The following is a 24,774-nucleotide window of genomic DNA, read 5'->3' on the forward strand; positions in this document are numbered from 1 at the left end:
CACTTCGCGGCTCCGTTTCGTCGGACTGTCGAGACAGTATCGATCTACTGCCGCGAGGCGGAAAGAGGGGCCGGACCATGGCTGTAGAGGCGACGACGGCGGGCCGGAACGGCGCGACGTTCCTCAAGGTGTCGGTGGCGCTGCAGACGGCGGCGATCTTCTTCCAGGCGAGCACGGCGGGGCTGGTGCTCTCCACGTCGTACGGGGAACTGCTGCACGGGGTCGGGGCGCGCGTGATGTACGGCGCGACGATGGTCTACCTGCTGGCGGCGATCCTGGCGTGGCGGCCGGGCGGCGGCTCCCCGCGCCCGATCCTGTACGCGACGGGCTTCCTGGTCCTGGCCTCGGCCCAGGTGATCCTGGGCGTGGCGCACGTACCGTCGGTGCACCTTCCGCTGGGCGTCCTGATGTTCGCCCTGAGCGCGCTGGACCTGAGCAGGGCGTGGGGGGCGCGGGGGGCGCGGGGGCGCTGAGGGTGCGGGGGAAGCGGGGGCGGCGGGCCGCGCCGCCTCCCCCGCAGGACCGCCCGACTCGATTCTTCTACTGGCCGACGCTCATGGCCCAGCGCACGGAGTTCGGTGCCCGCACGCTGACGGAGGCGGACGCCCGCTTGTGCTTGAGATCGATCTGGTTATACGTGGTACTGACCGTGTCATCCGCGCACTGAAGCGGGAAGGAAAGCCCGGAAGGCGCGTAGGTGACGTTCATCGTTCCCTTGCCCTGGCACGAAATCGCGATGCCAAGGGGCGCCTGGCGAACGCCATCCTTCAGGGGTACCTCCATGTTGCCCTGAACATTCGCCACGGAGGCCAGGAGCTTCATGTCCGGGATCTCTGGAGGTGCCGTGACAGAGCCGGAGGGTTCCTCCTTCGTGCCGGTCGTGCTCGCCTGGGGCGATGAAGGGGCGGCGGAAGCCGAAGGCTTCGCTTGGTCCTCCTTTCCGTCGGCAGTGCAGCCGATGGAAAGGAGGACCACGGATGCGCTGACTCCCAGAAGCAGGATTCTCTTCATTGAAATTAACAGACTCCTGCTGATCACTGATCGCAAGATTCCCCCTTGAAGTGGATCGCTTGGTCAGGGCGACCGGTTGATGAGAATTTACCGCGCCGCCTCAATCTTGTGGCGGCGCGTGGGAAACTCTGAGGGCGATTTGAGTATCGCGGTAAATGATCTAGCTCCAGCCCGGTGCGGTTCGAGGCAAGTGGTCCCATTCACGCGCGAACCAGATCCGCGAGAGTCTGTCAGGTATTCATCGCGGCACGGATGACGTACTACGGCGTACGGAGCCATGGCGCCGTGCGGAACGCGGATACGGCCACCGCGATCAGGAAGAGGGACGCGTGGGCGACGGTGACGTGCTGATGACGCGTACGGCTCCGCGTGGGGTGAGGCTTTAGCGTTCCTCGGGGCTCGCCGTCCAGCAGTGGTCCATCGCCGCCTCCCGCAGGTAGCCGCTGGGGCGAACGAGGGTCAGCGTGCTGCCGTGCCCGGGGCTGTGCGGCTCATGTGCGGCAGTCGGGGCACAGGGTCTCGTCGGTGACGGGGCGGAAGAGCATGGGGTGGGTGTGGGTGCCGCTGAGGCATTCACGGGCGCCTTCGAGGCGGGGGGAGAGGCGGGTGCCGGTGGGTGCGGGGCGGGGGAGTTCGCGGGCCGGCACGTCGCGGAGGAGGTAGCGGATGAGGCCGCCGGGGCGGTGGACGGGGGTCCCGGCGCCGGGGAGGCCGCGCAGGACGTGTTCGTGGACGTCGGCGGAGGTGTGCCCGGCGTCGAGCCAGCGGGCGGCGAGGCGGGTGAGTTCCTCGCGCATGCCGGGCGGGATGTGCCGGAGGACGGGGGAGAGGAGGGGAAGGGCGCCGATGAGGGCGCGGGCGTCGTCGAGGTGGGGTGACGCGGCGGCGGCGGGCTCTTCCGGCTCCGCTACGGCTACGGGAGCGGAAGCGTCGCCGCCGTCCGGGGGAAGGTAGGAGGTCTCTTCCCCAGGGTCTTTATCTGGATGACGGTCGGCCGACGGGGGAGTCGGTGCGCCGACGGCCGGGTCACCGGCGACCGGTGTTCCGCGACCCGGTGCGACCTGCGGGGACGCGGGATCGGGGCTGGTGCGGAGGGGCGTGCGGGCGAGGAGCTTGGCGGCCTGGTCGGAGGTCAACGGCCGACTGGAGACGAGCTGTTGGGTGACCCAGCGGCCACCGGGCCCCTGGACGCGCCGCTCGTGCACGAAGCCCTCGTCCATGAGCTGCCGCTTGGCGCGGGTGAAGGCGGTCGCGCCGATGCCGGCACGTTCAGCCGTACGGGACAGATTTTCCCTGGCGCCCCGGGGGAGGGAGAGCTGCCAGGTCAGAAGCCGAACGGCGTCGGAGCGAAGGCGGGGGTGCCGGATGAGTTCGTGCGAGAACTGGGTGAAGGCACGAGGGGGAGAGATAACGTTGCGGTAGATCACAGTGGCCTGTTTCCACGAGTGGTTGAGGCCCCTGTCGATGGTTTGCGTCCATCGGCGGGGGCCGTTTTGCGCGAACGTACCGCACACAAAGTGCGCAAGTGGACACACCGGGTGAAGAACGCCCGTAAGAGTGAAGTGCGGGGTAAGGGGGCCGAGTTAGGGCGCCCGGCAGTAGGCGTGCTGGGCATGCCCAGCACGCCCCCGCGTGCCCTGCCCGAACACGTCGACGCGCACTGCTTGGCTGCCACGACCCGCGCATCCCGGACCGGACCGGATGAACGGCTTCGGCACGTTGCGGCGCTGTACCGAGAAGCGCAGCCGCGTCGTGGACTTCTGCCTCTACCTGTCCGCTGGGACGGCTGCCCCACCACCCGACGCCTCAAGTGATCCGTTTGCCGGTCGGGTTCAGCCCCAGTCCTGCAGCTGCTGGAGCAGGTCGGCGTCGCCCTCCCTCCGCAGCGAGCCGGCCGGGATGCGCATGTACATGAGCAGGGCCATCTCGCTCGCCGTGCCGTGGACGGCGGCGGTGGGCTTGCTCTCGGCGGCCTCCGCCGCGGTGAGGCGGGTGAAGCGGGAACCGGCGGCGTCCACGGTCTGGCGCCAGGAGCCGGCCTCGGCTGCGTGGTAGTCCATGGTGGCGGGCTCGCCCGGCCACGGGACCGTGCCGGTGCAGACGGTGGCGAGGAACTCCTCGATGGCGTCGCCCGCCTCGGTCGTCGGCAGCTCCTGCGGGGTGCCGGAGGCCAGCTGGGCGTCGTAGGTGTGGATCAGCGACTCCGGGGCGCGGCGGCGGGCCACGGCGGCCACCGTGTGCGGCGAGGCCAGCGGCTCCCACCAGGCCCAGCAGCCCCGGTCCGGGCCTGCCTCGCGCAGAGCGGTGAGCAGCTGCTCCGTCGAGTCGGCCAGCCAGGTGACGAGGGCCTCGCGCTCCCTGGGCGCCGCCAGCCCGTCCTTGCTCGGCCGCTCGTCGCCCGGCGCGGTGTTCAGCACGATGGAGGCCCAGAAGCGGTCCCCCTCACTGAGGTGGTTCGCCAGGTCGTACAGCGTCCAGCCCGGACAGGACGGGACGTCGGCGTCGAGGCTGGGGGCCGCGGCGACGGCGGCGCGAAACGTGGCGGACCGCTCGTCGATCATCCGCAGCAGGGTGGGGAAGGCGAGATGCTCAGGCACGCAGACCTTGTATCACCAGGACCGGGGCTCTCGCACTCGGTTAAGACCGTCCAGCAGCCTGCTGCCGGGACGACCTGATGCCTCCCGGTTCGACCTGGGAGGCATCGGGACCGCACGCGGGCAGGAGCACTTCGCGCTGCTGTTCTCCCGGGGTGGCAAAGGGGGTGGGGGCGCACGCGTTCAACATCACGGTGCTGCCCCCGCAGCGGTTCCTGAGCGGGTGCCGGCGGGGCGGGGGCGGGGTCAGCCGGCCGGCGAGTCGCTGACCTTGCCCACCGGGCTGATCTCCAGCTTCCCGCTGTCCTGGCCGTCAGTGACGGCGAGCGTGCCCGCCGGCCACTTCAGGGTGACGTGCTTGGTCTCGTTCGGGGGCGTCACCACGATGTCGGTCAGCTTCACGCCGGAGCCGCCGCTGTTGTTGACCGGGAACGTGATGTTGAAGGCGGCGGTCTCGCCCTCCTTGAGGATCTGCGACACGGCCTGCTCGCCGTTGCGGTCCACGGAGACGGTGTCGCCCAGGGACGTCTTCAGGTCGACACCCGCGAAGCCCCTGATGCGACAGTCGCCGCCGCTGTTCTTGAAGGAGACGGTGACGACGCCTTCCGTCTTGTCCGTGGTGTTGTCGACGGCGGAGGCCTCGAGGTCGTCGGTGCGGCAGATGTCGACCTTGCCGCCGCTGTTGTCACCGGTGCCGGTGTCGGCGCCCTGGCCGCTCCCGCCGGTGCCGGTGCCGGCGCTCTGGTCCGCCCCGCCGGTGCCGCCCGCCTTGTCCGCCGACGCGGTGGGGCTGGCCTGCCCGCCGCCCAACGCGCTGTCGTCGCCGTTGCAGGCGGTGAGCGAGAGTGCGGCCACGAGGCCGATGGCGGCGACGACGGCCTTGCGGGTGTGCAGCATGATTCCCCCGGGATGCGGTGCGGTCTGTGCGGTCTGGGTGATGCCGTGGTGGGCACTTATTTGTACCGCGCAGTTAGTTACGAACCGTGAGTGGTCATGTCCGCGTTCAGCCACAGATGGGACCGAGCCCCGGCGGGCGCTGGGGGGCGGGAACCCGCTCGGCCGGGCGGACACCTACCTACGTGGAGTCCCAACTGAACGACGAACGCATCCGGGCCGGTGATCAGGCGGCGTTCGCCGCGATCTTCGACGAGCACGCACGAGTCGTCTACGCGCATGCCATGCGCAGCACGGGCGACTGGGCGCTCGCCGAGGACGTCATGTCGCTGACGTTCCTGGAGGCGTGGCGGCATCGCGAGAAGCTGCGCGGCGAGGTGCGGAACGTCCGCGCCTGGCTGCTGGGCATCACGACGAACGTCCTGCGCAACACCGCCCGCGCGGCGCGTCGGCACCGCGCGGCCATGTCCCGCCTGGCGCCGCCGGAGCCGTTGCCCGACTTCGCGGACGAGGTCGTCGGGCAGCTGGCGGACGCGCGGAGGCTGGCCGTCGTCGCCGACGCCCTGGGACGCCTCAAGCGGGGCGAGCGCGAGGTGTTCGGCCTGATCGTGTGGTCCGGCCTCGGATACGCGGAGGCGTCGGAGGCCCTGGGGATACCGGTGGGCACGGTGCGCTCCCGCCTTTCGCGGGCGAGGCGGAAGCTGCGCGGACTGGTGGCGACGGAACTGGGGGAGGGGCCGGGGCCGGTGGAGCTGGGGACGGCGCGTGGCGGAGAGGTAAGGAGCGCGGGATGAACCGGGAACGGGACGAGGAGCGGGAGCGGTACGAGCGGGCGGAGGCGCTGCGGGTGCTGCCCTCGACGCCGGACCCCGAGCTGCCGGCGGGGCGCCTGGAGGCGCGCCGTCGGCACCTCTTGGCCGAGCTCGAGCGGGAGGCTGAGCCGGCCGCTGTCGGCGAGGAGTCGAGGCGGGGATGGCGGCGGCCGCGTATCGCCTTCGCGGTGGGCGCGACCACGGCCGTCCTCGGTCTTGGTCTCGCCCTGGGGCTGTACGGCTCCCCGGCTCTCCGCGATGCCCCGCCTCCGGCTTCCGCAGGGTCCGTCCGGCTGCTTGAGCGGGCGGCGCTGGCGGCTGCGGCGAGACCTCAAGTGCCGGTGAGCGCGGGCCAGTACGCGTACATGAAAGTGACCGGTCACACGACGGTCCTCTCGGAGAACGCGAGCGGGGGGATGGACCGTATGCGGGAGGCGGAGGACATGGAGCAGTGGACCTCGGTGGACGGCAGCCGGCCGACCCTCCAACGCAAGGACGGCCAGGACACGATGCTGCCCAGCGGGCCGGACGGCGGGAGCCTGCACTCCCCGACGTACGCGTACGCAGCCGGCCTGCCCACGGACCCGGGGGCTCTGCTGAAGCTGATCCACGAGGACGCTGAGGAGAACCACGGGGCGGGCAGCGGCTCGACGACGGGGCCGGACCAGGCGGCGTTCATCGCGATCGGGGACCTCCTGCGCAGCGCGGTCGTGCCGCCCGGGACGACGGCGGCCCTCTACCGGGCGGCGACCCGTATCCCGGGAGTGGTGGTCGTCCCCGACGCCGTGGACGCGGCCGGCCGCAGGGGGACGGCGGTGGCGCGCGTGCATGACGGCGAACGCGCGGAATGGATCTTCGACAGGGCGACGGCCCGCTTCCTGGGCACCCGCACGGTCCTCACCGAGGACAGCGCGTGGGGGAGGAGGGGAACGGTCGTCGCGTCCCTGGCCGTCACGGGAAGCGGCATCAGTGATACGGCGGGTGGGACCCCGGTGGTGAGGGACCGCTGACTGCGCGGATGGCGGGGGCGGCGGACCGCGCCGCCGCCCCCGTGAGACCGGCTGCGCGTCGCCCATGGCCCGGGCGGACGACGCCGGAGAACAGATCCGCAGACCGGGGCGGTCGGGGACGGCGAAGTTCCGTCCATGGCTCGGACCGTCCCCGATGACGTCCGCAGCCTGGTTGCCCTGCCGCCAGAGGCCGTGCTCACACTGCTGGTTCGCCGAGTTGAAGGGTGGCCGCGATTGCACGTCGGCCTTTCCTAACTGAAGGCCCGTGAATATCCTCGGAGTTCAGCGGAGCGGGGAGGGGCGCGGCCTTGGACGAACTCGGACCGAGCGATCCCCGGAGCGTCGGCCCGTACAGGCTCCTCGGCAGACTCGGCAGTGGCGGAATGGGCCGTGTCTATCTCGGCAGGTCTCCCTCCGGCCGCAGGGTTGCAGTCAAGGTGGTCAGGGACGAGATCGCCGACGATCCCGGATTCCGTGCGCGCTTCCGGCGGGAGGCCGAGCTGGCGATGAGGGTCGGAGGTTTCTGGACAGCGGCTGTAGTGGAAGCGGACCCCGGCGCCTCCGAACCGTGGATCGCGAGCGAGTACATCCCCGGGCCCTCCCTGCAGCGCAGAATCGCCGACGACGGCCCCTTCTCAGCGGCCGAGGTACGTGATCTCGGTGTCGGACTGGCGGAGGCACTGGCCTCGATCCACGCGCTGGGCCTGGTCCATCGCGACCTGAAACCCTCCAACGTTCTGCTGGCGGATACCGGCCCGCGCGTCATCGATTTCGGCATCTCCAAGGCCCTGGAAGGCTCCGGCGCAAGCACAGCCCTCACCCACACGGGCGTGGTCATCGGCACCCCCGGCTTCATGTCGCCCGAGCAAGCCACCGGCGCGAAGGTCGGCACGGCCAGCGACGTCTTCTCCCTCGGGGCGGTCCTTGCGTACGCCGCCACCGGCACCGAGCCCTTCGGCGCCGGTACACCCGTCGCTCTGCTCTACCGGGTCGTCAGCGAAGAGCCGGACCTGTCAGCCGTTCCATACGAACTGCGCCACGCGATTGCGCTGTGCCTCGCGAAGGACCCGGCACGCAGGCCTTCGCCAGGAGCGCTGGTCGCCCTGCTCACGGATGGTGAACACCCGACCGAGCCTGTTCCCGCGCCGTTGTCCACGGTCGCGTATACGCGCAATGCTGACGCGGCCGGCGGGGCAGGACCGGAGACCTCCGCGAGGGCGGGCGTCGAGGAGGCTCACGCCGATACGCCGCTGGAGCTTGTCGACGGCGGTGGGGCCCGCTTCCGGGAGATACGGTTGCGGCGCTTGTTCGACGCCTTCATGTGGTTGGCGGTGCTCGGGGCGATCCCCCTGGGTTTGGCCATCACCCGGGGCATCGACGTGGTTGCCAACTGGGTTGTCGTCCTGGCCGTTTACCTCACCTTCGCAGTGCCCGTCGCCGTCTACTTCTGGGCGGCCTGTCGCCCCTTCCGGGAGGCCTCCGAACTGAGCGTCGGCCGCAATGGAGTCGCCCTCCGGCGCGGCCATGACACTGCCGAACTACCCTGGCGCGAGTTTGAACGCGTCCTGGTCTCGGTCGGCTCGGCTCCGTACTCCGTCACTCTTTTCTGCCGCTTCCGCTCCCCGGGCGAAATTGACATCACCAGTCTTCCGGCCAAGAAGATCGCCACCCGTCCGCCCTTGGTGACCTTCACCCTCCTGGCTCTCAACCGGGCCGAGCGCAACGCCTCATGCTCGGAAATACACCAAGCACTCGGTACATTCGCCCCGCCCGGCGTCTACCGGCCGCATCCCAAGGTCCTCAAGCGGACTGCCCTTCAAACCTCGACTCGTCGAACTCCCTGAACGCGGCCAGGTGGGTGGGCGCCGCAAAGCTGGGGGAGTGCGCAACGGGCGTCTCCAGAAGGTGCCCGTCCCGTACAACCAGATCATGAACATCACCGGCGTCTACAACACCCACGCCTCGGCGCTGGGCCCGTTCCGGCACGTCGGGCGAGGCGGTGGCCGGTGATCCCGTCCCGTCTCAGTTCCCGTCCGGGGTCCAGGCCGGTACGGCGGCATCCGTCCTCATGAACGGCTCCACGAGCACCACGTACTGCTCCTCGGTCAGCTTCCCGCGCTTGCGGACCGCCCGCGCCGCGATCCCGCACGCGGAGATCGCGTCCGAGTGCAGGCCGTTCCGGGATTCCGTCAGCTCGTCGGCACGGGGGAGCAGCGCGGATCGCACCGCGCGGTTGATCGACGAGTTCTCCGACGCGGACACCTTGGCCTCGCGGCTCGCCTCGCGGCCCCCGGTCGACCTTCGGTTCACCATCTCGTCGAACACCGTCGCCAGCGTGGCGGGCGGCAACGCCGTCGCGGTCTCGATGAAGCGGGCGGTCACGGGGTCCATCGCGGGTGCCTCCTGCTGGGGGTGTGGGGCCCCGGGGAGAGTCCCGGCCCGGCCACCGTCACCGTCACCTTAGTGGCCTCGCCTCGCTCGTTCGGGGGCCGTCCCCGTGCACGCCCGGGGACCTGCTGCTCTGCTGGGCCGTACGCCCTTCCCGTACGTACAGGAGCACCCCCCATGGCCGTCATCGTCACCATCGAGTTCCCCGGCGGTACCCAGGAGCAGTACGAGGAGACCACCCGCGTGCTCCAGGCCACCGACTGGTTCCCGCCCAAGGGGTTCCTCGCGCACGCCGCCGGGCCCGACGGGACCGGTGGGTGGCGGGTCGTGGACTTCTGGGACTCCGAGGAGGACTTCATCGCCTTCATCGAGAAGGCCCGGCCGATCTTCGAACGCGGCGGCGTCCGGTCGGTCCTGCCCACCGTCCAGCCGGCCGTGAACGTGATCCTCCGATAGCCCCGGGCAGGGCCGCCGCCGCAGGGCCGCCGCCTAAAACCCGTTGCCTGGCGACCGCCCCGCCGCCAGGCTTCCGCCCATGACCAGTCACCCTCCCCGCACTGCCGTCGCGGCCCCCCGCCCCGTCGCCGACCTCTTCTCCGCCGACGGGCGTCTCAAGGCCGTCCCGCGTCGGCCCGCCCGCCGTGAGGCCCTGCTCGCGCACCTCGCCGTGACCCTCTTCGAGGCCGGCCGCGACTACCGCGAACCCGAGGTCAACCAGGCCCTGCTCACCGTTCACGAGGACTTCTCGGCCCTCCGCCGGTATCTCGTGACCGGCGGCTTCCTCGCCCGTACGAAGGACGGCTCGGCCTACCGCCGACAGCAGCGGCCCGGCTCCCCCGAAGGCGCGATCCCCGCCGTCGCGTGACCGCCGCGGTGGTGGCCGGTCTGCTCGCCGGCTACGGCATCGCGATCCCGGTCGGCGCCGTCGGCGCCTATCTGGTGGCCGTCACGGCCCGTACCGGCTGGCGTACCGGTGCCGGCGCGGCCCTCGGCGTCGCCACGGCCGACGGGGTGTACGCGCTCGTCGCCGTCCTCGGCGGCTCCGCCCTCGTCCCCCTGCTCACTCCGGTGATGACCCCGCTCCGGTGGGCCTCCGCGGTGGTGCTCGTCGTCCTCGCGCTCCGGGCGGCCCACGGCGCGCTCGCCGCGTTCCGTACGGGCGGCCTCGCCTCCCGCGACGACGGCACGGCCCTGACGCCGGCCCGCGCGTACCTCACCTTCCTGGGGATCACGATCCTCAACCCGATGACGGTGATCTACTTCGCCGCGCTCGTCCTCGCCACCGGGCCCTCCTCGCCCGCGACCCTCCCCGACCGCGTCGCCTTCGTCCTCGCGGCCGTCCTCGCCTCCGCGAGCTGGCAGCTCCTCCTCGCCCTCGGCGGGACCCTCCTCGGCCGGACCCTCGCCGGGACCCGGGGGCGGCTGGTCACGGCGCTCGCGTCGAGCACGCTCATCGTGGTGCTCGCGGTGCGGCTCGTGGCCCGCTCGTGAGGCGGGTGACCGGCCTGTCGGACCGCTGCGTCAGGCGCGCGCGTACCGCGCCAGGAACAGGTCCACTCCCGAGGCGATCACCCGTGCCAGCTCGGCGTCGCCCAGCTCCGCGTCCGGCGAGAACGTACGGACGAGCTGCGGCACGCCCACCGTGGCCGCCGTCAGCTGCCGCACGGCGAGCGCCGGGTCGGGTACGGCCAGGGTCCCGCGCGCGTCCAGCTCGGTGAGGGCCTCGATCAGCGGGCCGTTGTTCATGTCGTAGCTGACCCGGTACCAGAGCTGGCCCAGCTGCGGGAAGCGGTCGATCTCGCCGATCACCAGCCGGCGCAGCTTCATGATGTCGGGGCGCAGCAGGATGCGTGCCCAGTCGGTGGTGAGCCGGACGAGCGCGGCCCGCAGGTCGGGGGCGTCGGTGAGGGTGGAGTCGGAAAGCTCCAGACCGGCGTACGTCTTCGGGAGCACCCCGCCGACGACGGCGAGGAACAGGCGCTCCTTGCTGCCGAAGTGCTTGTAGATCGTCGCCTTGGACACTCCGGAACCCCGGGTGATCGCGTCCATCGAGGCCGCCGAGTAGCCCTCGGCGAGGAACTCCGCGAGCGCCGCGTCGATGATCGCCTGCCGCTTGCGCGAGGCCGCGTCGGCGGGGTCCGGGATGATCGGGATCCCGTACTCGTCGGTCGCGTCGTCGGCGTGGGCGTCGGCTCCGGCTCCCATGGGTGGTCCTTAGCTGTGGTGGCGGGGGTGGCGGGCTGGCGGGGTCTTCTCGGCGGACGTGATCCACGTCCGTACGTGGACTCCGTCGGTACGCGCACTATATGAACTGAACGGTTTCGTCTGCAAAGACCTCCGGGGCCGGCCCGCCCCCCGGCTGCGGTCATACGGGCATCCGGCCCATCAGCCCGCGCCTGAAGTCCTTTTCCGCCTGCCGGAGTTCCGCGGCCGTGTTCATCACGAACGGGCCGCTGCGGGCGACCGGTTCGCCGATCGGCTCGCCCGCCAGGACCAGTACCTCGGCCGCTTCGCCGGGCGCCTCGACGGTGAACCGTTCGCCGTCGCGGGCGAGGACGGCGAGGTGCCCGTCGGGCAGGTGCTCGTCGGCGACCTCGGCCGCGCCCCGCATCACGTACACCATCGCGTTGTGCCCGGCGGGCACGGTGAACGCGGCGCTGCTCCCGGCCGCGAGCCGCCCATGGACGACGAGGACCGGCGTACGGGTCTCGAACGGCCCGGTCACCCCGTGGCTGCTGCCGGCCAGGACGGTGAGCGCGGCGCCGTCGGGGGTGGTGACGGTCGGTAGGTCGGCGGCCTCGGCGTTCTGGCTCTGCGGCGGGACGCCCTTGAGGCGGGCGGGCAGGTTCACCCAGATCTGGAGCATGTGCTGATGCCCGCCCTCGGCGAGGAACTCCGGGGTGGGCAGGGCCTCGTGGACGATCCCGGACCCGGCGGTGAGCCACTGGACCCCGCCCGCGCGGACGACGGCGCGGTGGCCCCGGGAGTCGGCGTTCGCGATGTCGCCGTCGAGGACGTACTGGATCGTCTCGAAGCCTCGGTGCGGGTGTGGGGGAGCACCCTTCGCCTCACCGGGCCCGAGGTCGATCGGGCCGACTTGATCGACCATCAGGAAGGGCTCGAGGAAAGGGAGTTCGGCGGTCGGGAAGGGGCGGCGGACGGGGAATCCGGCGCCCTCGTGGGTGTGGAAGGGGCGGACGGTGCGGGCGACGGTCCGCTCGGCGGTGGCGGTGGCGGTGGCGGTGGTTGTCATGGGTCGAATGAACTACACCACTCGGTTCAGTGTCAAGACTGAACAGTTTGGTTGACGGACTGAACCGATCGGTTTAGTTTTCTCGGGTCGGAGTCCGACGGCTCGTCGGCTCGGCCCCATCCGATCGCTCGGTCCATCCGATCCGCCAGGGAGCACCCCATGACCACCGCGTCCACGCTCTCCGCCACCTATCTGGGCACGGCGACCGTCCTCCTCCGCATCGGGGACCTCACGGTCCTCACCGACCCCGCCCTCGACCCCGCGCCGGCCGACTACCCGGCCGCCCGCCCGCTGCGGCGCACCGCGAGCCCCGCGCCGGCCGCCGGCCGACTGCCGCCCGTGGACCTGGTCCTGCTCTCGCACGACCAGCACGCCGACAACCTCGACCACGCCGGCCGCGAAGCCCTCGGCCGCGCGGGTGTCGTCCTCACCACCCCGGAGGCCGCCGGACGTCTCGGCGGCCGGGCGGTGGGCCTCGCGCCCTGGGAGAGCCGGACGATCACCGCCGGCGCGACGACCGTCACGGTGACGGCCACTCCCGCCCGGCACGGACCCGAGGGAACCGAGCACGTCACCGGGCCTGTCACCGGCTTCGTGATCGCGTACGACGGCGGCACCCTGTACGTCTCCGGCGACACCGTCCGCCACGACGCCCTGCGGGAGATCGGGCAGCGCTTCGCCCTCGACGTCGCCTTTCTCCACCTGGGTGACGCGCACTTCCCGTCCACCGGCGACCGCGCCTTCTCGATGAGCGCCCGCGAAGGCGCCGCGCTCGCCCGCACGCTCGGCGCGCGCACGGTGGTCCCGCTGCACTTCGACTCCTGGGAGCACCTCGCCGAGGACCCGGCGCGCATCACCGAGGCCTTCGCGGCCGAGCCGGAGCTGGCCGGCCGGCTGAGGTGGCTCAGGCCCGGCGTACCCGAGACGCTCTGATCCCGTACGCGCCCGCCAGCGCCAGGGCCGTACCCGCCGCGAGCACCCCGCCGCGCGAGCGCCAGGAGAGGACCGACCAGCTCGAACGGGCCGAGAGGAGTGAGCCGACGCTCGCCCAGGAGCCCACGGAGCCCACCGACAGGGCGGAGCCGACCGAGCCGACGGACAGGAACGAGCCGACCGAGCCGACCGACAGCGTCGAGCCCACCGAGCCGACGGACAGGAACGAGTCCCGGGACCAGAGGGACAGGGCCGAACCGTTACGAGGGGTCATACGGCGATCGTAGGCACGCCCGGAGCCGCCCCGCCCGCCGTTCCCGCACTACCCCGCGCACGCCGGCAGGAACTCCAGGCCCTCCGGTGTCCCGAAGCGGAGTACCGCGAGGTACGCCTCCGGGTAGTCGCAGCCCGCGTCCGTCCACTGGAGCGCGAAGACCGTCCAGACGACGAACACGGCAAGGAAGAACCAGCGCCATCCCTTTGACATGTACGCCAAGTACCCTCGCCCGCCCGGAAGAACCGCTTCCCCCGCCGCGAGGGTCAATCAGGAGTAAAGGGTCGGCGTGCGTGGCTCATTGGACCAATCCGTCCACTCCGCGCAACGCGGCAGTACGCGCCCGGCCTCGCTCCGTGCACCACGCAACGAACACACCCAAATTGGTCTAGTCCAACTTTGGCCGGCCGACAGCACCTGCCGAGCGCACCGGCCCGCCCCGGGGAACACTCCCGGGGCGGGCCGTTCGGGTTCAGTCGATGTGGACGATCTGGAAGGCCTCCGCCATCCGGCCCGGCGGCAGGCCGCCGGCCATCGCGTGTTCCCCGAGCCAGGTGCGGAGCAGCCCCGCGAGGTCGTCGAAGTGAGCCGTCTGGGAGGTGTGGATGCGCAGGGCCTCGACCTTGCGGTCGAAGACCGTCGTGACGTCCACGTACTGGTTGGGGGTGGGGCCGGTCATCAGCCACAGTTCGTGGACGGTCCAGGGCTCCAGGCCCTCGTCCTTGAGCAGTGCGGCGTGCGCGAAGGGGTTGCGGGCCTCGGGGTAGACCGCGCGCAGACAGGCGTCGCCGACGGCGCGGTGGTCGGGGTGGAGGTCCGCGACCCGCGCCCAGTTGATCTCGGGGGAGGGGATGATGGCCCGCTGCGGGCGGACCTCGCGGATGACCCGGCACAGGTCCCGGCGGAGTTCCACCGAGGCTTCGACGAAGCTGTCGGGGTAGCCGAGGAAGCGGACGTCCGCGACGCCGCTGAGCTTGGCCGAGTGGACCTGCTCGGCGCGGCGCAGATCCGCCATCGCCTGGCGGGGGAGCCGATCGTCGTAACCGCCGGCGCCGCCGTCCGTGACGATGCAGTACGTGACGCGGGTGCCGCGCTCGATCCACTGCATGACGGTGCCGCTGACGCAGAACTCGATGTCGTCGGGGTGTGCCGCCACCACCAGCAGGGATTCGGGCGCGGAACGTTCGGTCGTCGCGAAGTCCTCCATGGGGCCAGCCTGTTGGGGCGGCGGGGGCGTCGCAAGGCCACGTCGTGGCGTGAACTGGACATGGCACTTACGCGCCATTCAAAAGCTTGGTAGATTCAAATCATTGGGTGCGACCAGTGTGTTGACGAGGACAGTGACTACGGAGGCGACCGGCATGTGCAGGATTCTCGGCTCCTTCGCCGCGGGGGCGGACCGCCCCGAGCCGGCCCAACTCGCGGCGGTCTCCGCCCGCCAGCGCCACGGCGGACCCGACGAGCACCATCTGCTCAGCGGGCCCGGCTGGTCCCTGGGCTGCGACCGGCTCGCCGTGACCGACCCCTGCGGCGGACAGCAGCCCTACCGGCTGCCCCACCTCCCCGGCATCCTCGCCGTGCTCAACGGCGAGATCTACAACCACGCCGAACTACGCAGGACCCTCGCCGCGCGCGGCCACCGGTTCCCCGACCGCTGCGACGGCACCGTGCTCCCCGCGCTCTACGCCGAGTACGGGCCCGCCTTCGCCGAGCACCTCGACGGCATGTTCGCCGTCGCCGTCCTCGACCTGCGCCCCGGCAGCGCCCAACTCGTCCTCGCCGTCGACGACATGGGCATGAAGCCGGTCCATCTGCACCACGACCCCTACGACGGCTCCACCCGCTTCGCCTCCGAGATCCCCGCCCTCCTCGCCTTCGAAGGGGTACGGATCTCCCCGCGCGAGGACTCCCTCGACACCGTCCTCGCCACCCGCACCTCCTTCTCCACGCACACCGCGCTCGACGGCGTCAGCGTCCTGCCGCCCGGCGGCACCGCCCTCGTACGGCCGGGCGCCGCCCCCGTCGTACGCCGCCGGGGCGCCCACCGGGCCACCCCCGTCGGCGACACCCAGGACGTGCTGCGCCACGAGGTGCGCCGGCTCGCCCAGGCCGAGGTGCCCGTCTGCGCCATCACCAGCGGCGGCCTCGACTCCGGCCTCGTCACCGCGCTCGCCGCCGAACACGCCCGCGAGACCGACGCGCCGCCGCTGCACACCTTCCACCTCACCTACCGGGGCCGCTGGCCCGAGTCCGAGGCCGCGTACGCCCGTTCCGTCGCCCGCCGCACCCGGACCGTGCACCACGAGGTCGCCGTCGACCCCGACGAACTCGGCTCCCTCCTCACCCGCACCGTCCGCCACCTCGGCCAGCCCAACGCCGACCCCATCACCCTCTCCACCTACGCCCTCTTCCGCGCCGTCCGCGAGAACGGCTTCACCGTCGCCCTCACCGGCGACGGCGCCGACGAACTCTTCGGCGGCTACGACCGGATGCGCGACGCGCTCGCCGCCCCCGCCGGGGCCGACTGGGCCGGCGCCTACGCCGACGCCCTGTCCGCCGCGCCCCGGATGCTCCGCGAGCACCTCTACACCGCCAACTACCGGGCGCACATCGCCGACCAGGGCTCCGCCGCCGACCGCATCGAGCAGGAACTCCGCTCGGCCGAGGCCGTCGGCGAGGACCGGCTCACCGCGATGACCGCGTTCGAGACCCGCTGGCGGCTCCCCGCGTACCACCTGCGGCGCGTGGACCACCTCTCGATGGCCTGGGCCGTCGAGGCGCGCATGCCGTTCTGCCAGCCGTCGGTCGTGACACACGCCCGCGCGCTGCCGACGGCCGCCCGTACGGGCAAGCGCGCGCTGTACGAGGCCGGGGCGGAGCTCCTGCCCTCGGCGGTCCTGCGCCGGCCCAAGCAGCCCTTCACGCTGCCCGTCCCGGCCATGCTCGCGCCCGGCAGCCCGCTGCTCGAGACCGTCCGCGAACTGCTCTCCCCGGCCCGTCTCGTCCTCGGCGGGAAGGTCCGCGCCGACCGGGTGCAGAAACTCCTCGCCCGCCAGCTCGAACGCCCCTCGCGCCACGACGCCCAGGCCCTGTGGGCCCTCGCCGTCCACGAACTGTGGACGGAGGTCGTCCAGGGCATGAGGATCCCGGTCGGCTGTGCGGCCTGACCCGCCGGGGCCCGGGGGTGCGGTCGTCCCCGTCACCGTCGTCCGCGCCGACGACGCCCCCGGCCCCACCCTCGTCGTACGCCTCGACCGGCTCCCGGCCGGGGCGCTGGCCCTGGCCGAGGAACTGGCGCAACTGCGCCGGGCCCTCGCCCGTACGCCGTACGCCGGACTCAACAAGATCGCGCTGTACGGGAGTTCGGCGCGGCCCGGCGTCGACCTCGACCACCGCTTCGTCCAGGCGCTCCCCGGCGGCGGCTTCGACTTCCGGGCCGGCTGCGGACACTCCCTCCTCGCCTGCGTGGTCGCGACCGCCCGCCGGGGCCCGGTCACGGTCCACGCGGTCACCACCGGCGACACGGTGCTGTGCGAACCCGAGCCCGACGCGGGCGGCCCCCTCGGCGCCGAGCCCGAAGCGGACGACCCGCACGGGACCGCCCCGTACAGCGGCGCACCGTTGCACGGGACCGCCCCGTACCGCGGCGCACCGCACGCGCGCGCGTCCTCGCGGCCCCGGCCCGTCGCGTACACCCTCGGCTTCCTCACCCCGCCGACCGCCCCCGGCGCCCTCCCCACCGGCCGGCCCGTCGACCTCCTCGGCGGCATCCCCGCCTCCCTCGTGCGGTACGGCAACCCGTACGTCTTCGTCGACACCCGCCATCTCGGGGCCCTGAGCGACGACCGTCTCCGCGACCGGCTGCTCCTCCTCCGTGCCGAGGCCGCCCGCCTCCTCGGCCACCCGCCCCACTCCGCCCTCCCCAAGATCGCCGCCTTCACCGCAGGACCCGACGGGCGGCTCTCCGTCCGCGCCCTCACCGTCGGCGGCTGGCACCCCCGGCTCGCCCTCACCGGGGCCGCCGCCCTCGCCGCCGCCGGCGCGCTCGACGGCACCGTCGTGCCGCCCGTCCACGGCGAGGTCCGCACCCCCGGCGGCCCGGTCACCGTCTCCACCGCGCCCGACCGCGTCCGCGTCCACCACAAGCGCGCCCGTGTCCTGGAAAGGCTCGACGTGCCGTGGCGTATCCACGCAACGGCGTGAACGCGCACCCCTCTCACCAGGCCCGCGGTCCGTTTCCTCTGCCACGCTGAAATGGACCGGCCATCGGTATCCGTGGGGAGAGCAGACACACATGAAATTCGAGAATCTGCGTGTCGTCGTGACCGGGGCGTCCCGCTATTTCGGTCGCGCGCTCGCCGTCGGATTCGCCCATCTCGGCGCCGAGGTGTACGTGTCGGCGCGGACCGTCGAGGCCGCCGAACGCACCCGTACCGAGGTCATGGGATCGGCCCGTGACCGTATCCACGCCTTCGGCTGCGACCTCAGCAGGCCCGCCGAGATCCGGGAGTTCGCCGCCCGCGTCGGTGAACACACCGACCGCGTCGACCTGTTGGTCAACAACGGCGCCCGCTGGCTCGACGGCATGGACCTGGAGGCGGCCAGCGACGCCGAGATCGTGGAGACGATCGAGTCGACGGCCGGCGGCACCGTCCTCATGGTGAAGCACTTCCTGCCGCTGCTGCGCGGCTCGCTGCGGCCCGACATCGTGAACATGGTCGCCGTCCGCGACGCCGAGGGCGCCTCCGCGGCGACCGCGGGCGTCGCCCACGAGGCCTTCTGGGCGGCGAAGAGCGCCCAGGCCGGATTCGCCGACATCCTGTCGCGCCGGCTCCGGCCCTCCGGGGTCCGGGTGTTCTCCCTCTTCCCGCCCGACTTCTCGACCTCCGACCCGCGCTTCGCGGAATGGGACGGCTCGAATCCGGACGGAATAGCACCCGACGAGAAACTGACGACGCAGGCCCTTTTCGAATGCATCGTCTACGCCGTCGAGCAGCCGCGCGACTGCTTCATCCGCTCGTTCCACTTCGAGCCCCGCTGACCGTCCCGCCCGTCCACTTCGACCCGCTGACCGCCCTGCGCCGACCGCGCTCCGCCGACCGCGACCGCTGAAGCCCACCGCACCACAGCGTCAAGGAGGTCCCATGAGCACCCCCGTCTGGATCACCGCGACCCCTCCCGCCACCCACGGCGAGCTGCACATCGGCCACCTCGCGGGGCCGTACGTCGCCGCCGACGTCCTCACCCGCTATCTGCGCGCGGAGGGCGAGGCCGTCCGGTTCACCACCGGCACCGCCGACCACGCCAGCTCCGTCGAGGTCAGGGCGCTGCGCCACAACCGCAAGCCCGAGGAGGTCGCGGAGGGCTACCGTGCCGCGATCACCGCCGACTGGCTGCGGTCGGGCGTGGAATTCGACCACATCGTGCGCCCGCGCCGCGACAAGGGTTACGGACGCTGGGTGCAGGACCTCTTCGGGCGGCTCTTCGCGCAGGGCGTGATCGCCCCGCGCACCCGTCTGCTGCCGTACTGCGAGCCCTGCGACCGCTGGCTGTACGGGGCGCACGCCACCGGCACCTGCCCGCACTGCGGCGCGGTCAGCGACGGCGGGATGTGCCACGAGTGCGCCCGCCCCAACGACGGCGGCGACCTGATCGGGGCGCGCTGCGCGCTCTGCGACACCCCGGCGGTGGCCCGCCGCTGCCGCCGGCTCTACGTCCCCCTGGAGCCCTTCCGGGAGACGCTGGCCGACTACTGGGCGACGGCGGGCCTGCCGCCGCGCCTCGCGGCCCTGTGCGAGTCGCTCGTCGAGGACGGCCTGCCGGACATCGCGGTCGGCCACCCCGCCGAGTGGGGTCTTCCGGTGCCGGTCGAGGGCTTCCCCGACCACCGGATCGACGGCTGCTTCGAGGCGGCGGCGATGCACCTCTTCGGCTACGACGTGACGGGGCCGCTGCCCCGCCGCGCCATCCACTTCTGCGGCTTCGGGCACGCCTTCTGCCACGCGGTGCTGCTGCCGGTGCTGCTGCTCGCGCAGGACATCAAGCTGCCGCAGGACTTCAACGTCAACGAGTCGTACGTCATCGAGGAGGGCGTCCAGGAGGGCAACGTCTGGGCGCTGGACCTGCTCACCGAGTACGGCTCCGACACCCTGCGCCGCCATGTCCTCCAGGCCCGCCCGCTGGGCCGCCGGACGGTCTTCCACCGGGAGCGGCTCGCGACCGCCCGGCGCGAGCTGGACGAGAACTGGAACAGCTGGCTGTCCCGGCTGTTCGCCGCCGTACGGGAGGAGTGCGGCGGGCTCGCCCCGCAGGCGCTGCCCGGCGGCACCGGCTGGGAGATCCTGGAGCGGCGGCTGCACCGGGGCGTGGACGATCTGCGCGAGGCCTACGGCCCCGACGCCTTCGATCCGCGCCGCGCGGTGGCCGTCCTCGACGAGATGGTCCGCTCGGCGGCCGACTTCGGTCATGTCAACGCCCACGAGCGGTGCCGGCCCAGCACCTCCTGCCGTCATCTCCCGGCGCTGGCCGCGCAGTTGGCGGTGGCCTCGGCGCTGTCGGCGTGGGCGCGGCCGGTGATGCCGGAGGGCGCGGACCGGCTCGCGGCGGCGCTCCAGGCGGCGCCGGGGCGGGCGGTCGACTGGCACGCGCTGACGGCGCCGCTGCCGGGGACACGGCTCGCACCGCCGTCGGGCCCGGTCTTCGGCTTCTGACGGCTCGCTCCGGCTCTCCACTACTAAGCAACTAAGTACATCCGTACGGCAGTGTCTCCGTACAGCAGCATCTCCGTACAGCAGTGTCCGACTCCCTCCCTGTCGCGTGACCGTGCGCGCGCGAGCGACGCGCAGGGACACGTGGCCCCCACTCCTCAGGAGCCCCACGTGTCCCTGCGCGTCGCCATGCTCAGCGTCCACACCTCCCCGCTCCACCAGCCCGGGACGGGGGACGCCGGCGGGATGAACGTCTACATGGTCGAGCTCTCCCGCGCCCTGGCCGAACAGGGCGTGGAAGTCGACCTGTTCACCCGCTGCCGGGGCGAGGGCGCGCCCCCGCTCGTCGAACTCGCCCCCGGCGTACGGGTCCGGCATCTGCACGCGGGGCCGCGCGAGGCGCTGCCCAAGGAGGCCATGCCCGACCTGGTGGTGCCGTTCTCGCTCGCCCTGCTCAAGGAGGAGCGGCGCTACGACCTGGTCCACTCGCACTACTGGCTCTCCGGGCAGGCGGGCAGGATCGCCTCGGTCGGCTGGCGCATCCCGCTGGTGCACACCGCCCACACCCTGGCCCGGGTGAAGAACGGTTCCCTCGCCGCCGGTGACACCCCCGAGCCGGAGCTACGGGTCAGGGGCGAGCACCAGGTGGTGTCCGCCGCCGACCGGCTGATCGCCAACACGGCCGACGAGGCGGAGGCGCTGCGCACCCTGTACGGGGCGGAAGGGCCGCGAACCGAGGTCGTCCGCCCCGGGGTCGACCTGCGGACCTTTCATCCAGCGGACGGCAGGGCCGCCGCGCGGGCCCGGCTCGGGCTGCCCGCCGGGGCGTTCGTGCCGCTCTACGCCGGCCGCATACAGCCCCTCAAGGGCCCGGACGTGCTCGTACGGGCGATCGCCGAACTGCTGAGGGAGGCGCCGGAGTTGCGCCACCGGCTGCTGGTGCCGGTGGTCGGCGGCCACTCGGGCGCGACCCGTGAGGGGACGGCCTGGCAGCTCGCCGCGGAGCTGGGGGTGACCGATGTGCTGCGGTCCTTCCCTCCCGTACGGCAGGAGTTGCTGGCCGACTGGTACCGGGCGGCGGACGTCCTGGTGGTGCCCTCGCGCAGCGAGTCGTTCGGGCTGGTGGCGCTGGAGGCGCAGGCCTGCGGGACGCCGGTGCTCGCGGCGGCGGTGGGCGGGCTGCCCACGGCGGTGTGGGACGGGGTGACGGGGATGCTGGTGCGCGGTCACGACCCGGTGGAGTACGCGCGGCGGCTGCGGTGGCTCGCGGAGCACCCGGAGGTGGTGGGGACGATGGGGGAGGCGGCGGTCCGTCATGCGCGCGGGATGAGCTGGCGCGCTTCCGCCGCGCGGACGGTCGAGGTGTACCGGGGGGCGCTCGCGGAGACGCGCCGGCCGGCCGTGCTCGGGGTGGTGGGGCAGGGGCGGCGGCACGCCCCTGCCCCGACGGCCCCTCTCTCCTGGAGGAACGAGAAGGCCGTAGCACAAGTCTAGCATCTCTTTTGGTTCGACCAAAGATATGGGACGCTCCGGATCCTTCAATTCCGTTGTACGGATGGCGCATTGACGCATCCGCGCCATGGCGGGTCCACGCAGAGACAATCCCTGGATTCGATTACGGGGCCGGGACAGAATGGAGATGTCTTCAGGGAACGCCCGGCGGCACGGGCCCCCGGAGGACCGAATTCACATTCCACTTCCTGGAGGAATCATGTCTGCTGAGCGTGCCACGGGGATGCGTAAGATCGTCCGTCAGTTCGCGGTCGCCGCGGCTGCCTGTCTCTCCGTCGCGGGCGGTGCGGCGCTCGTGACGGCCCCGGAAACCGCGTCGGCCGCTTCCCAGCATGTGGTGGCCGAAGGAACGGACGGCACCGCGACCGTGACCCCCACCCCCACGCCTTCCCCGTCCAGCGGGAACGAGTGGGACCGTGTCTCCCCGGCGCCGATTCCTGCCAATTGAGCGCCGTCGGGTAAAAGGCTCCGCGGACGCCCTTTCGGGGCAGCCGCGGAGCCTTTTGTCTTCTCTTTCCGTCCCCGAAGCAATTCACCGCCGGCCGTGGGGTGTTGGCGTCGCGGGCCATTGGTCCATTGGGTCATCGGGATGTCGGTCAGTCCACCCAGCCCAGCCGGTAGGCGCGCACCCCGGCCTCGAAACGGCTCGTCGCCCCCATGTCCTGCATGAGTTCGGAGAGCATCCGGCTCACCGTCCGCAGCGACACCCCGAGTCCCCGCGCGATCTTCTCGTCCTTCATCCCGGAGGCGAGCATGCTCAGCGCCGCCCGCTGCTGCTCGGAGAGACCGTCACCGCCCTGCTCGGGCGCCGAGGCGTCCCCGTACGGCGAGGCGGTGTGCCAGCAGTGCTCGTACAGCGCGAGATACGAGCGGACCAGGGCCGGGCCCCGGGCCAGCACCGCGCCCGCCGCCGGCTTCGCCGGATCCACCGGGACCACCGCGAACTGCGCGTCCGCGATGATCAGCGGCATCGGCACGTCCGTCGTGATCCGCACCTCGACCCCCGCCTCGACCCGGCGCCGCAGATGCATCTGCACCTCGGGCGAGGCACAGACCCGCTCGCTGTACATGGCGCGGACGCGCACCCCGTTCTCGATCTGCCGCCGGTCCCGGCTCAGCACCCGCTCACCCACCTCGCGGTTCAGCGAGGTCGCGTGCATCGACGCCAGACCGTGCTGGATGACGTCCGTGATGTCCTCAAGTACCTGCTGGATCCGCCGGTAGTCGCTGAGCATCTCCACATCGGCGTCCGAACGCGTCAGCGATCCGGCCCGCAGATAGGACCCCGCCAGCGTCTCCAGGGTGCTGTACGCCCGGTCCGCCTCGTCCAGATGGACCCGCAGCTGCTCCCGCTCGCGGTGCAGCAGCCGCAGCATGGCGATCTCCGGGTCGATCACGGCGACCGTGTCGCCGTCCTGCTGCCCCGCGGCGCCCTCGAACTCCCCCCGGGCCCCGTGCTGGGCGGGATTCGTCGGCACGATCAGCCCGAGGGACGTCAGTTCGTCCCTACATCGCTCGTACTCCCGCGGCGCGAGCCGCAGTTCGTCCCCCACCTCACGCAGCCGGGACACCCCCCGCCTGCGTAACTCCTGATAGAGGTCCACCACAGGATCGGGTGACCGCCGCGCTCCCGTACCGCCGCCGCTGGTGATCATGGCGAAGTGACCCCCTGTTCCATCGAGTCGCCCCCGCCCTCACCCTGTCATACGGCCAGGAGGGGTCCGTGATGCCTGGTCTCGCACCCATCGTGCGTCATCCGAACTCCTCCGGGGAGCCCCCCGTCCTCACAGCCCGCGATCGTTACCCTCGCTGTCCAGCAGTCCCAGCCGCGCCGCCTTCACGCCCGCCTCGAAGCGGCTCGCCGCCCCCAACTCCTGCATCACCTCGGACAGAAGACGGCTGACCGTCCGCAGCGAGACCCCGAGATTACGGGCGATCTGCTCGTCCTTGATGCCGGAGGCGAGCATCAGCAGCGCCGTCCGCTGCTGCTCCGACAGCCCGTCGCAGCCCTTCTCCGCCGGATCCTCCTGGCCGTACGGGGCCGCCGCCGTCCAGCAGTACTCGTACAGCGCCACATAGGACCGGACCAGGCCGGGACCGCGGGCGAGGATCGACGGGGACGAGGGCTCGTACGGGTCGGTCGGGAGCATCGCGAAGTTCTCGTCGGCCAGCACCATGTTCATCGGCACCACCGAGGACAGCCGGATCTCCACGCCCACCGCGGCGCGCTCCTCCAGGTGCTGGGCCATCTCCGGCACCGAGGCGGCCCGGCGGCTGTACATGGCGCGGACGCGCACGCCCCGCTCGGCCCAGCGCCGGTCCCGGTCCAGCTCACCGCCCATCTCCTCGCGGCGGACGGAGCCGGTGTGCATGAAGTGCGCGGCCGTCCGGACGGATTCCGCCAGCTCCGCGAGACTCTTCAGGACCCGGTCGGGAGCGTCGACGATCTCGACCTCCACCTCGGCCCGGGGCGTGGCTCCGGCCTGCAGGAACGGCCCGGCGAGGGCTTCGAGAGCGGTGTGCGTACGGCTGGTCGCGGCAAGGCGTTCCTGGAGCCGGTCGCGCTCCCGGCGCAGCAGCCGCAGCAGGGCGACATCGGGATCGACGACGGCGGGCGCCCCGGATCCGGCCGGCTCCCCGGCCTCGGTCAGTCCCAGTGCGGCGAGTTCGCCCCGGCAGCGCTCCCGCTCCTCGGCGGAAAGCTCCAAACGGTCCGCGACCTCGTCGAACGTGGCATCCGGGTGGATGCGGAGTTCCTGGTAGACGGCGAGAGCCTGATCGCCACCCACACGCGGAACGGCGGTGTTTCTGGACACTGCGCAGCAGACTCCCCTCGGTCCACCCGGACCCGTTGAATCGCCCCGCTAGACCCTGCCACACATTCGAACGACGCGCACGGAGTTGGACCCCGCTCAGGCAGTGGGGGCGCCTGCCCGGCAGTCGGGGCACAGCCCCTTGAAGACGATCTCCGCGTCGTCCACCCGCCACTCCGGCAGAGCGCCGCGGGGCGGCACCGGCGCGGCCGCCGACACGTTCTCCACCCGGCCGCAGACCGTGCACAGGGCGTGCTGGTGCGCGGGACCCGAGATCTCGAAGACCGCGGGCAGGCCCGGCCGGTCGAACTTGCTGACCAGGCCCGTCTCCTGGAAGTGCCGCAGCATCTCGTACACGGCCTGGCTGGTCAGCGTGCCGAGCCGCTCCCGGGCGGTCGTCGTGATCGCCTCGACGTCGAGATGGCCGCCGGCGGCGAGCACCGTGAGCACCTCCAGGCGCGGGCCCGTGACCCGCAGCCCGACATCACGCAGGCGCTGGATCACCGCCTCGCGGCCCGTCAGCTCTTCCACGACTGCCATCTTCTCCGCCCGCCACCTGGTCGGCCCAAACTT

The 24,774-nt window shown here is 72.1% G+C and carries 28 protein-coding genes and 1 pseudogene; 16 read left to right on the forward strand and 13 right to left on the reverse strand.

Features of this window, described 5'->3' with window-relative positions; genetic code table 11:
* The first annotated feature begins 77 nt into the window (after positions 1 to 77).
* Positions 78 to 473, forward strand: a complete 396-nt coding sequence (locus V4Y03_RS19000) for a hypothetical protein (RefSeq protein ID WP_317873826.1) — start codon at positions 78 to 80, stop codon at positions 471 to 473.
* A 67-nt stretch (positions 474 to 540) separates the two neighbouring features.
* Here V4Y03_RS19000 and V4Y03_RS19005 read toward each other — a convergent pair whose 3' ends face one another.
* A complete protein-coding gene (locus tag V4Y03_RS19005) occupies positions 541 to 822 on the reverse strand; it encodes a hypothetical protein (RefSeq protein ID WP_332435678.1) in 282 nt (93 codons plus the stop codon).
* A 22-nt stretch (positions 823 to 844) separates the two neighbouring features.
* On the opposite strand from V4Y03_RS19005, the gene V4Y03_RS19010 reads away from it, so the two are divergent.
* Positions 845 to 1,060 (forward strand): hypothetical protein, encoded by a 216-nt coding sequence (locus V4Y03_RS19010; RefSeq protein WP_332435679.1) that lies wholly within the window; start codon positions 845 to 847, stop codon positions 1,058 to 1,060.
* A 442-nt stretch (positions 1,061 to 1,502) separates the two neighbouring features.
* Here V4Y03_RS19010 and V4Y03_RS19015 read toward each other — a convergent pair whose 3' ends face one another.
* A complete protein-coding gene (locus tag V4Y03_RS19015; RefSeq protein ID WP_332435680.1) occupies positions 1,503 to 2,438 on the reverse strand; it encodes a hypothetical protein in 936 nt (311 codons plus the stop codon).
* 193 nt (positions 2,439 to 2,631) lie between these two features.
* Between V4Y03_RS19015 and V4Y03_RS33925 the strand changes: the two are divergent.
* Positions 2,632 to 2,825: pseudogene (locus V4Y03_RS33925) on the forward strand (IS5/IS1182 family transposase); the annotation flags it as partial.
* An 18-nt stretch (positions 2,826 to 2,843) separates the two neighbouring features.
* Here V4Y03_RS33925 and V4Y03_RS19020 read toward each other — a convergent pair.
* Both V4Y03_RS19020 and V4Y03_RS19025 read right to left on the reverse strand, forming a co-directional pair.
* The gene (locus V4Y03_RS19020; RefSeq protein ID WP_332435681.1) at positions 2,844 to 3,608 is read right to left on the reverse strand and encodes a maleylpyruvate isomerase family mycothiol-dependent enzyme; all 765 of its coding nucleotides are present in this window, start codon (positions 3,606 to 3,608) and stop codon (positions 2,844 to 2,846) included.
* Between the two features lie 243 nt (positions 3,609 to 3,851).
* Positions 3,852 to 4,502, reverse strand: coding sequence for a DUF4232 domain-containing protein (locus tag V4Y03_RS19025; protein WP_332435682.1), 651 nt, complete (start codon positions 4,500 to 4,502; stop codon positions 3,852 to 3,854).
* A 182-nt stretch (positions 4,503 to 4,684) separates the two neighbouring features.
* Between V4Y03_RS19025 and V4Y03_RS19030 the strand changes: the two genes are divergently transcribed.
* The 4 genes from V4Y03_RS19030 to V4Y03_RS19045 all read left to right on the forward strand — a co-directional run bounded on the left by V4Y03_RS19030 (position 4,685) and on the right by V4Y03_RS19045 (position 8,331).
* Entirely contained in the window at positions 4,685 to 5,293 is a 609-nt protein-coding gene (locus V4Y03_RS19030; RefSeq protein WP_332435683.1) for an RNA polymerase sigma factor, read from the forward strand.
* On the forward strand, positions 5,290 to 6,321 hold the full coding sequence (locus V4Y03_RS19035; RefSeq protein ID WP_332435684.1) for a CU044_5270 family protein: 1,032 nt from the start codon (positions 5,290 to 5,292) through the stop codon (positions 6,319 to 6,321). The genes V4Y03_RS19030 and V4Y03_RS19035 overlap by 4 nt, the downstream gene beginning before the upstream one ends.
* 308 nt (positions 6,322 to 6,629) lie before the next feature.
* Positions 6,630 to 8,165, forward strand: a complete 1,536-nt coding sequence (locus V4Y03_RS19040) for a serine/threonine-protein kinase (RefSeq protein ID WP_332435685.1) — start codon at positions 6,630 to 6,632, stop codon at positions 8,163 to 8,165.
* A 37-nt stretch (positions 8,166 to 8,202) separates the two neighbouring features.
* Entirely contained in the window at positions 8,203 to 8,331 is a 129-nt protein-coding gene (locus tag V4Y03_RS19045) for a hypothetical protein (RefSeq protein ID WP_332435686.1), read from the forward strand.
* A gap of 12 nt (positions 8,332 to 8,343) precedes the next feature.
* Here V4Y03_RS19045 and V4Y03_RS19050 read toward each other — a convergent pair whose 3' ends face one another.
* Positions 8,344 to 8,712 carry a hypothetical protein gene (locus V4Y03_RS19050; protein WP_332435687.1) on the reverse strand — a complete coding sequence of 123 codons (369 nt, stop codon included), beginning with the start codon at positions 8,710 to 8,712 and terminating at the stop codon, positions 8,344 to 8,346.
* A gap of 174 nt (positions 8,713 to 8,886) precedes the next feature.
* On the opposite strand from V4Y03_RS19050, the gene V4Y03_RS19055 reads away from it, so the two are divergent.
* The 3 genes from V4Y03_RS19055 to V4Y03_RS19065 all read left to right on the forward strand — a co-directional run bounded on the left by V4Y03_RS19055 (position 8,887) and on the right by V4Y03_RS19065 (position 10,200).
* A complete protein-coding gene (locus tag V4Y03_RS19055) occupies positions 8,887 to 9,165 on the forward strand; it encodes a hypothetical protein (RefSeq protein ID WP_332435688.1) in 279 nt (92 codons plus the stop codon).
* 79 nt (positions 9,166 to 9,244) lie between these two features.
* On the forward strand, positions 9,245 to 9,574 hold the full coding sequence (locus V4Y03_RS19060) for a DUF2087 domain-containing protein (RefSeq protein WP_317877589.1): 330 nt from the start codon (positions 9,245 to 9,247) through the stop codon (positions 9,572 to 9,574).
* Positions 9,571 to 10,200: a LysE/ArgO family amino acid transporter gene (locus V4Y03_RS19065; RefSeq protein ID WP_332435689.1), complete on the forward strand. Its 630-nt coding sequence runs from the start codon at positions 9,571 to 9,573 to the stop codon at positions 10,198 to 10,200. The genes V4Y03_RS19060 and V4Y03_RS19065 overlap by 4 nt, the downstream gene beginning before the upstream one ends.
* Positions 10,201 to 10,230: 30 nt before the next feature.
* Here V4Y03_RS19065 and V4Y03_RS19070 read toward each other — a convergent pair whose 3' ends face one another.
* Both V4Y03_RS19070 and V4Y03_RS19075 read right to left on the reverse strand, forming a co-directional pair.
* Complete coding sequence (locus V4Y03_RS19070) at positions 10,231 to 10,914, reverse strand: TetR/AcrR family transcriptional regulator (RefSeq protein ID WP_332435690.1); 684 nt, start codon at positions 10,912 to 10,914, stop codon at positions 10,231 to 10,233.
* Between the two features lie 160 nt (positions 10,915 to 11,074).
* Entirely contained in the window at positions 11,075 to 11,962 is an 888-nt protein-coding gene (locus V4Y03_RS19075) for a pirin family protein (RefSeq protein WP_332435691.1), read from the reverse strand.
* A gap of 159 nt (positions 11,963 to 12,121) precedes the next feature.
* Between V4Y03_RS19075 and V4Y03_RS19080 the strand changes: the two genes are divergently transcribed.
* The gene (locus V4Y03_RS19080) at positions 12,122 to 12,895 is read left to right on the forward strand and encodes an MBL fold metallo-hydrolase (protein WP_332435692.1); all 774 of its coding nucleotides are present in this window, start codon (positions 12,122 to 12,124) and stop codon (positions 12,893 to 12,895) included.
* Here V4Y03_RS19080 and V4Y03_RS19085 read toward each other — a convergent pair.
* From V4Y03_RS19085 to V4Y03_RS19095, 3 genes are all read right to left on the reverse strand, one after another.
* Positions 12,867 to 13,169 carry a hypothetical protein gene (locus tag V4Y03_RS19085; RefSeq protein ID WP_332435693.1) on the reverse strand — a complete coding sequence of 101 codons (303 nt, stop codon included), beginning with the start codon at positions 13,167 to 13,169 and terminating at the stop codon, positions 12,867 to 12,869. The genes V4Y03_RS19080 and V4Y03_RS19085 overlap by 29 nt on opposite strands.
* A 48-nt stretch (positions 13,170 to 13,217) precedes the next feature.
* The gene (locus V4Y03_RS19090) at positions 13,218 to 13,382 is read right to left on the reverse strand and encodes a hypothetical protein (RefSeq protein ID WP_317873915.1); all 165 of its coding nucleotides are present in this window, start codon (positions 13,380 to 13,382) and stop codon (positions 13,218 to 13,220) included.
* Between the two features lie 259 nt (positions 13,383 to 13,641).
* Positions 13,642 to 14,376 carry a PIG-L deacetylase family protein gene (locus V4Y03_RS19095; RefSeq protein ID WP_332435694.1) on the reverse strand — a complete coding sequence of 245 codons (735 nt, stop codon included), beginning with the start codon at positions 14,374 to 14,376 and terminating at the stop codon, positions 13,642 to 13,644.
* Between the two features lie 154 nt (positions 14,377 to 14,530).
* Here V4Y03_RS19095 and asnB point away from each other — a divergent pair, with 154 nt between their 5' ends.
* From asnB to mshA, 5 genes are all read left to right on the forward strand, one after another.
* Complete coding sequence (gene asnB, locus V4Y03_RS19100; protein ID WP_332435695.1) at positions 14,531 to 16,336, forward strand: asparagine synthase (glutamine-hydrolyzing); 1,806 nt, start codon at positions 14,531 to 14,533, stop codon at positions 16,334 to 16,336.
* Positions 16,326 to 17,372, forward strand: a complete 1,047-nt coding sequence (locus V4Y03_RS19105; RefSeq protein WP_332435696.1) for a hypothetical protein — start codon at positions 16,326 to 16,328, stop codon at positions 17,370 to 17,372. The genes asnB and V4Y03_RS19105 overlap by 11 nt, the downstream gene beginning before the upstream one ends.
* Positions 17,373 to 17,463: 91 nt before the next feature.
* Entirely contained in the window at positions 17,464 to 18,210 is a 747-nt protein-coding gene (locus tag V4Y03_RS19110) for an SDR family oxidoreductase (RefSeq protein ID WP_266894913.1), read from the forward strand.
* Positions 18,211 to 18,313: 103 nt separating this feature from the next.
* Positions 18,314 to 19,879 carry a class I tRNA ligase family protein gene (locus tag V4Y03_RS19115; RefSeq protein ID WP_332435697.1) on the forward strand — a complete coding sequence of 522 codons (1,566 nt, stop codon included), beginning with the start codon at positions 18,314 to 18,316 and terminating at the stop codon, positions 19,877 to 19,879.
* 99 nt (positions 19,880 to 19,978) lie between these two features.
* Positions 19,979 to 21,370: a D-inositol-3-phosphate glycosyltransferase gene (gene mshA, locus V4Y03_RS19120; RefSeq protein ID WP_443079877.1), complete on the forward strand. Its 1,392-nt coding sequence runs from the start codon at positions 19,979 to 19,981 to the stop codon at positions 21,368 to 21,370.
* Positions 21,371 to 21,984: 614 nt separating this feature from the next.
* On the opposite strand, the gene V4Y03_RS19125 is transcribed toward mshA, so the two are convergent.
* From V4Y03_RS19125 to V4Y03_RS19135, 3 genes are all read right to left on the reverse strand, one after another.
* On the reverse strand, positions 21,985 to 22,959 hold the full coding sequence (locus V4Y03_RS19125) for a helix-turn-helix transcriptional regulator (RefSeq protein ID WP_332435698.1): 975 nt from the start codon (positions 22,957 to 22,959) through the stop codon (positions 21,985 to 21,987).
* A gap of 213 nt (positions 22,960 to 23,172) precedes the next feature.
* A complete protein-coding gene (locus V4Y03_RS19130; RefSeq protein WP_332435699.1) occupies positions 23,173 to 24,177 on the reverse strand; it encodes a helix-turn-helix transcriptional regulator in 1,005 nt (334 codons plus the stop codon).
* Positions 24,178 to 24,300: 123 nt separating this feature from the next.
* The gene (locus V4Y03_RS19135) at positions 24,301 to 24,741 is read right to left on the reverse strand and encodes a Fur family transcriptional regulator (protein ID WP_317877692.1); all 441 of its coding nucleotides are present in this window, start codon (positions 24,739 to 24,741) and stop codon (positions 24,301 to 24,303) included.
* Positions 24,742 to 24,774 lie beyond the last annotated feature (33 nt).

Source organism: Streptomyces sp. P9-A4 (genome assembly GCF_036634195.1).
Lineage (GTDB): Bacteria > Actinomycetota > Actinomycetes > Streptomycetales > Streptomycetaceae > Streptomyces.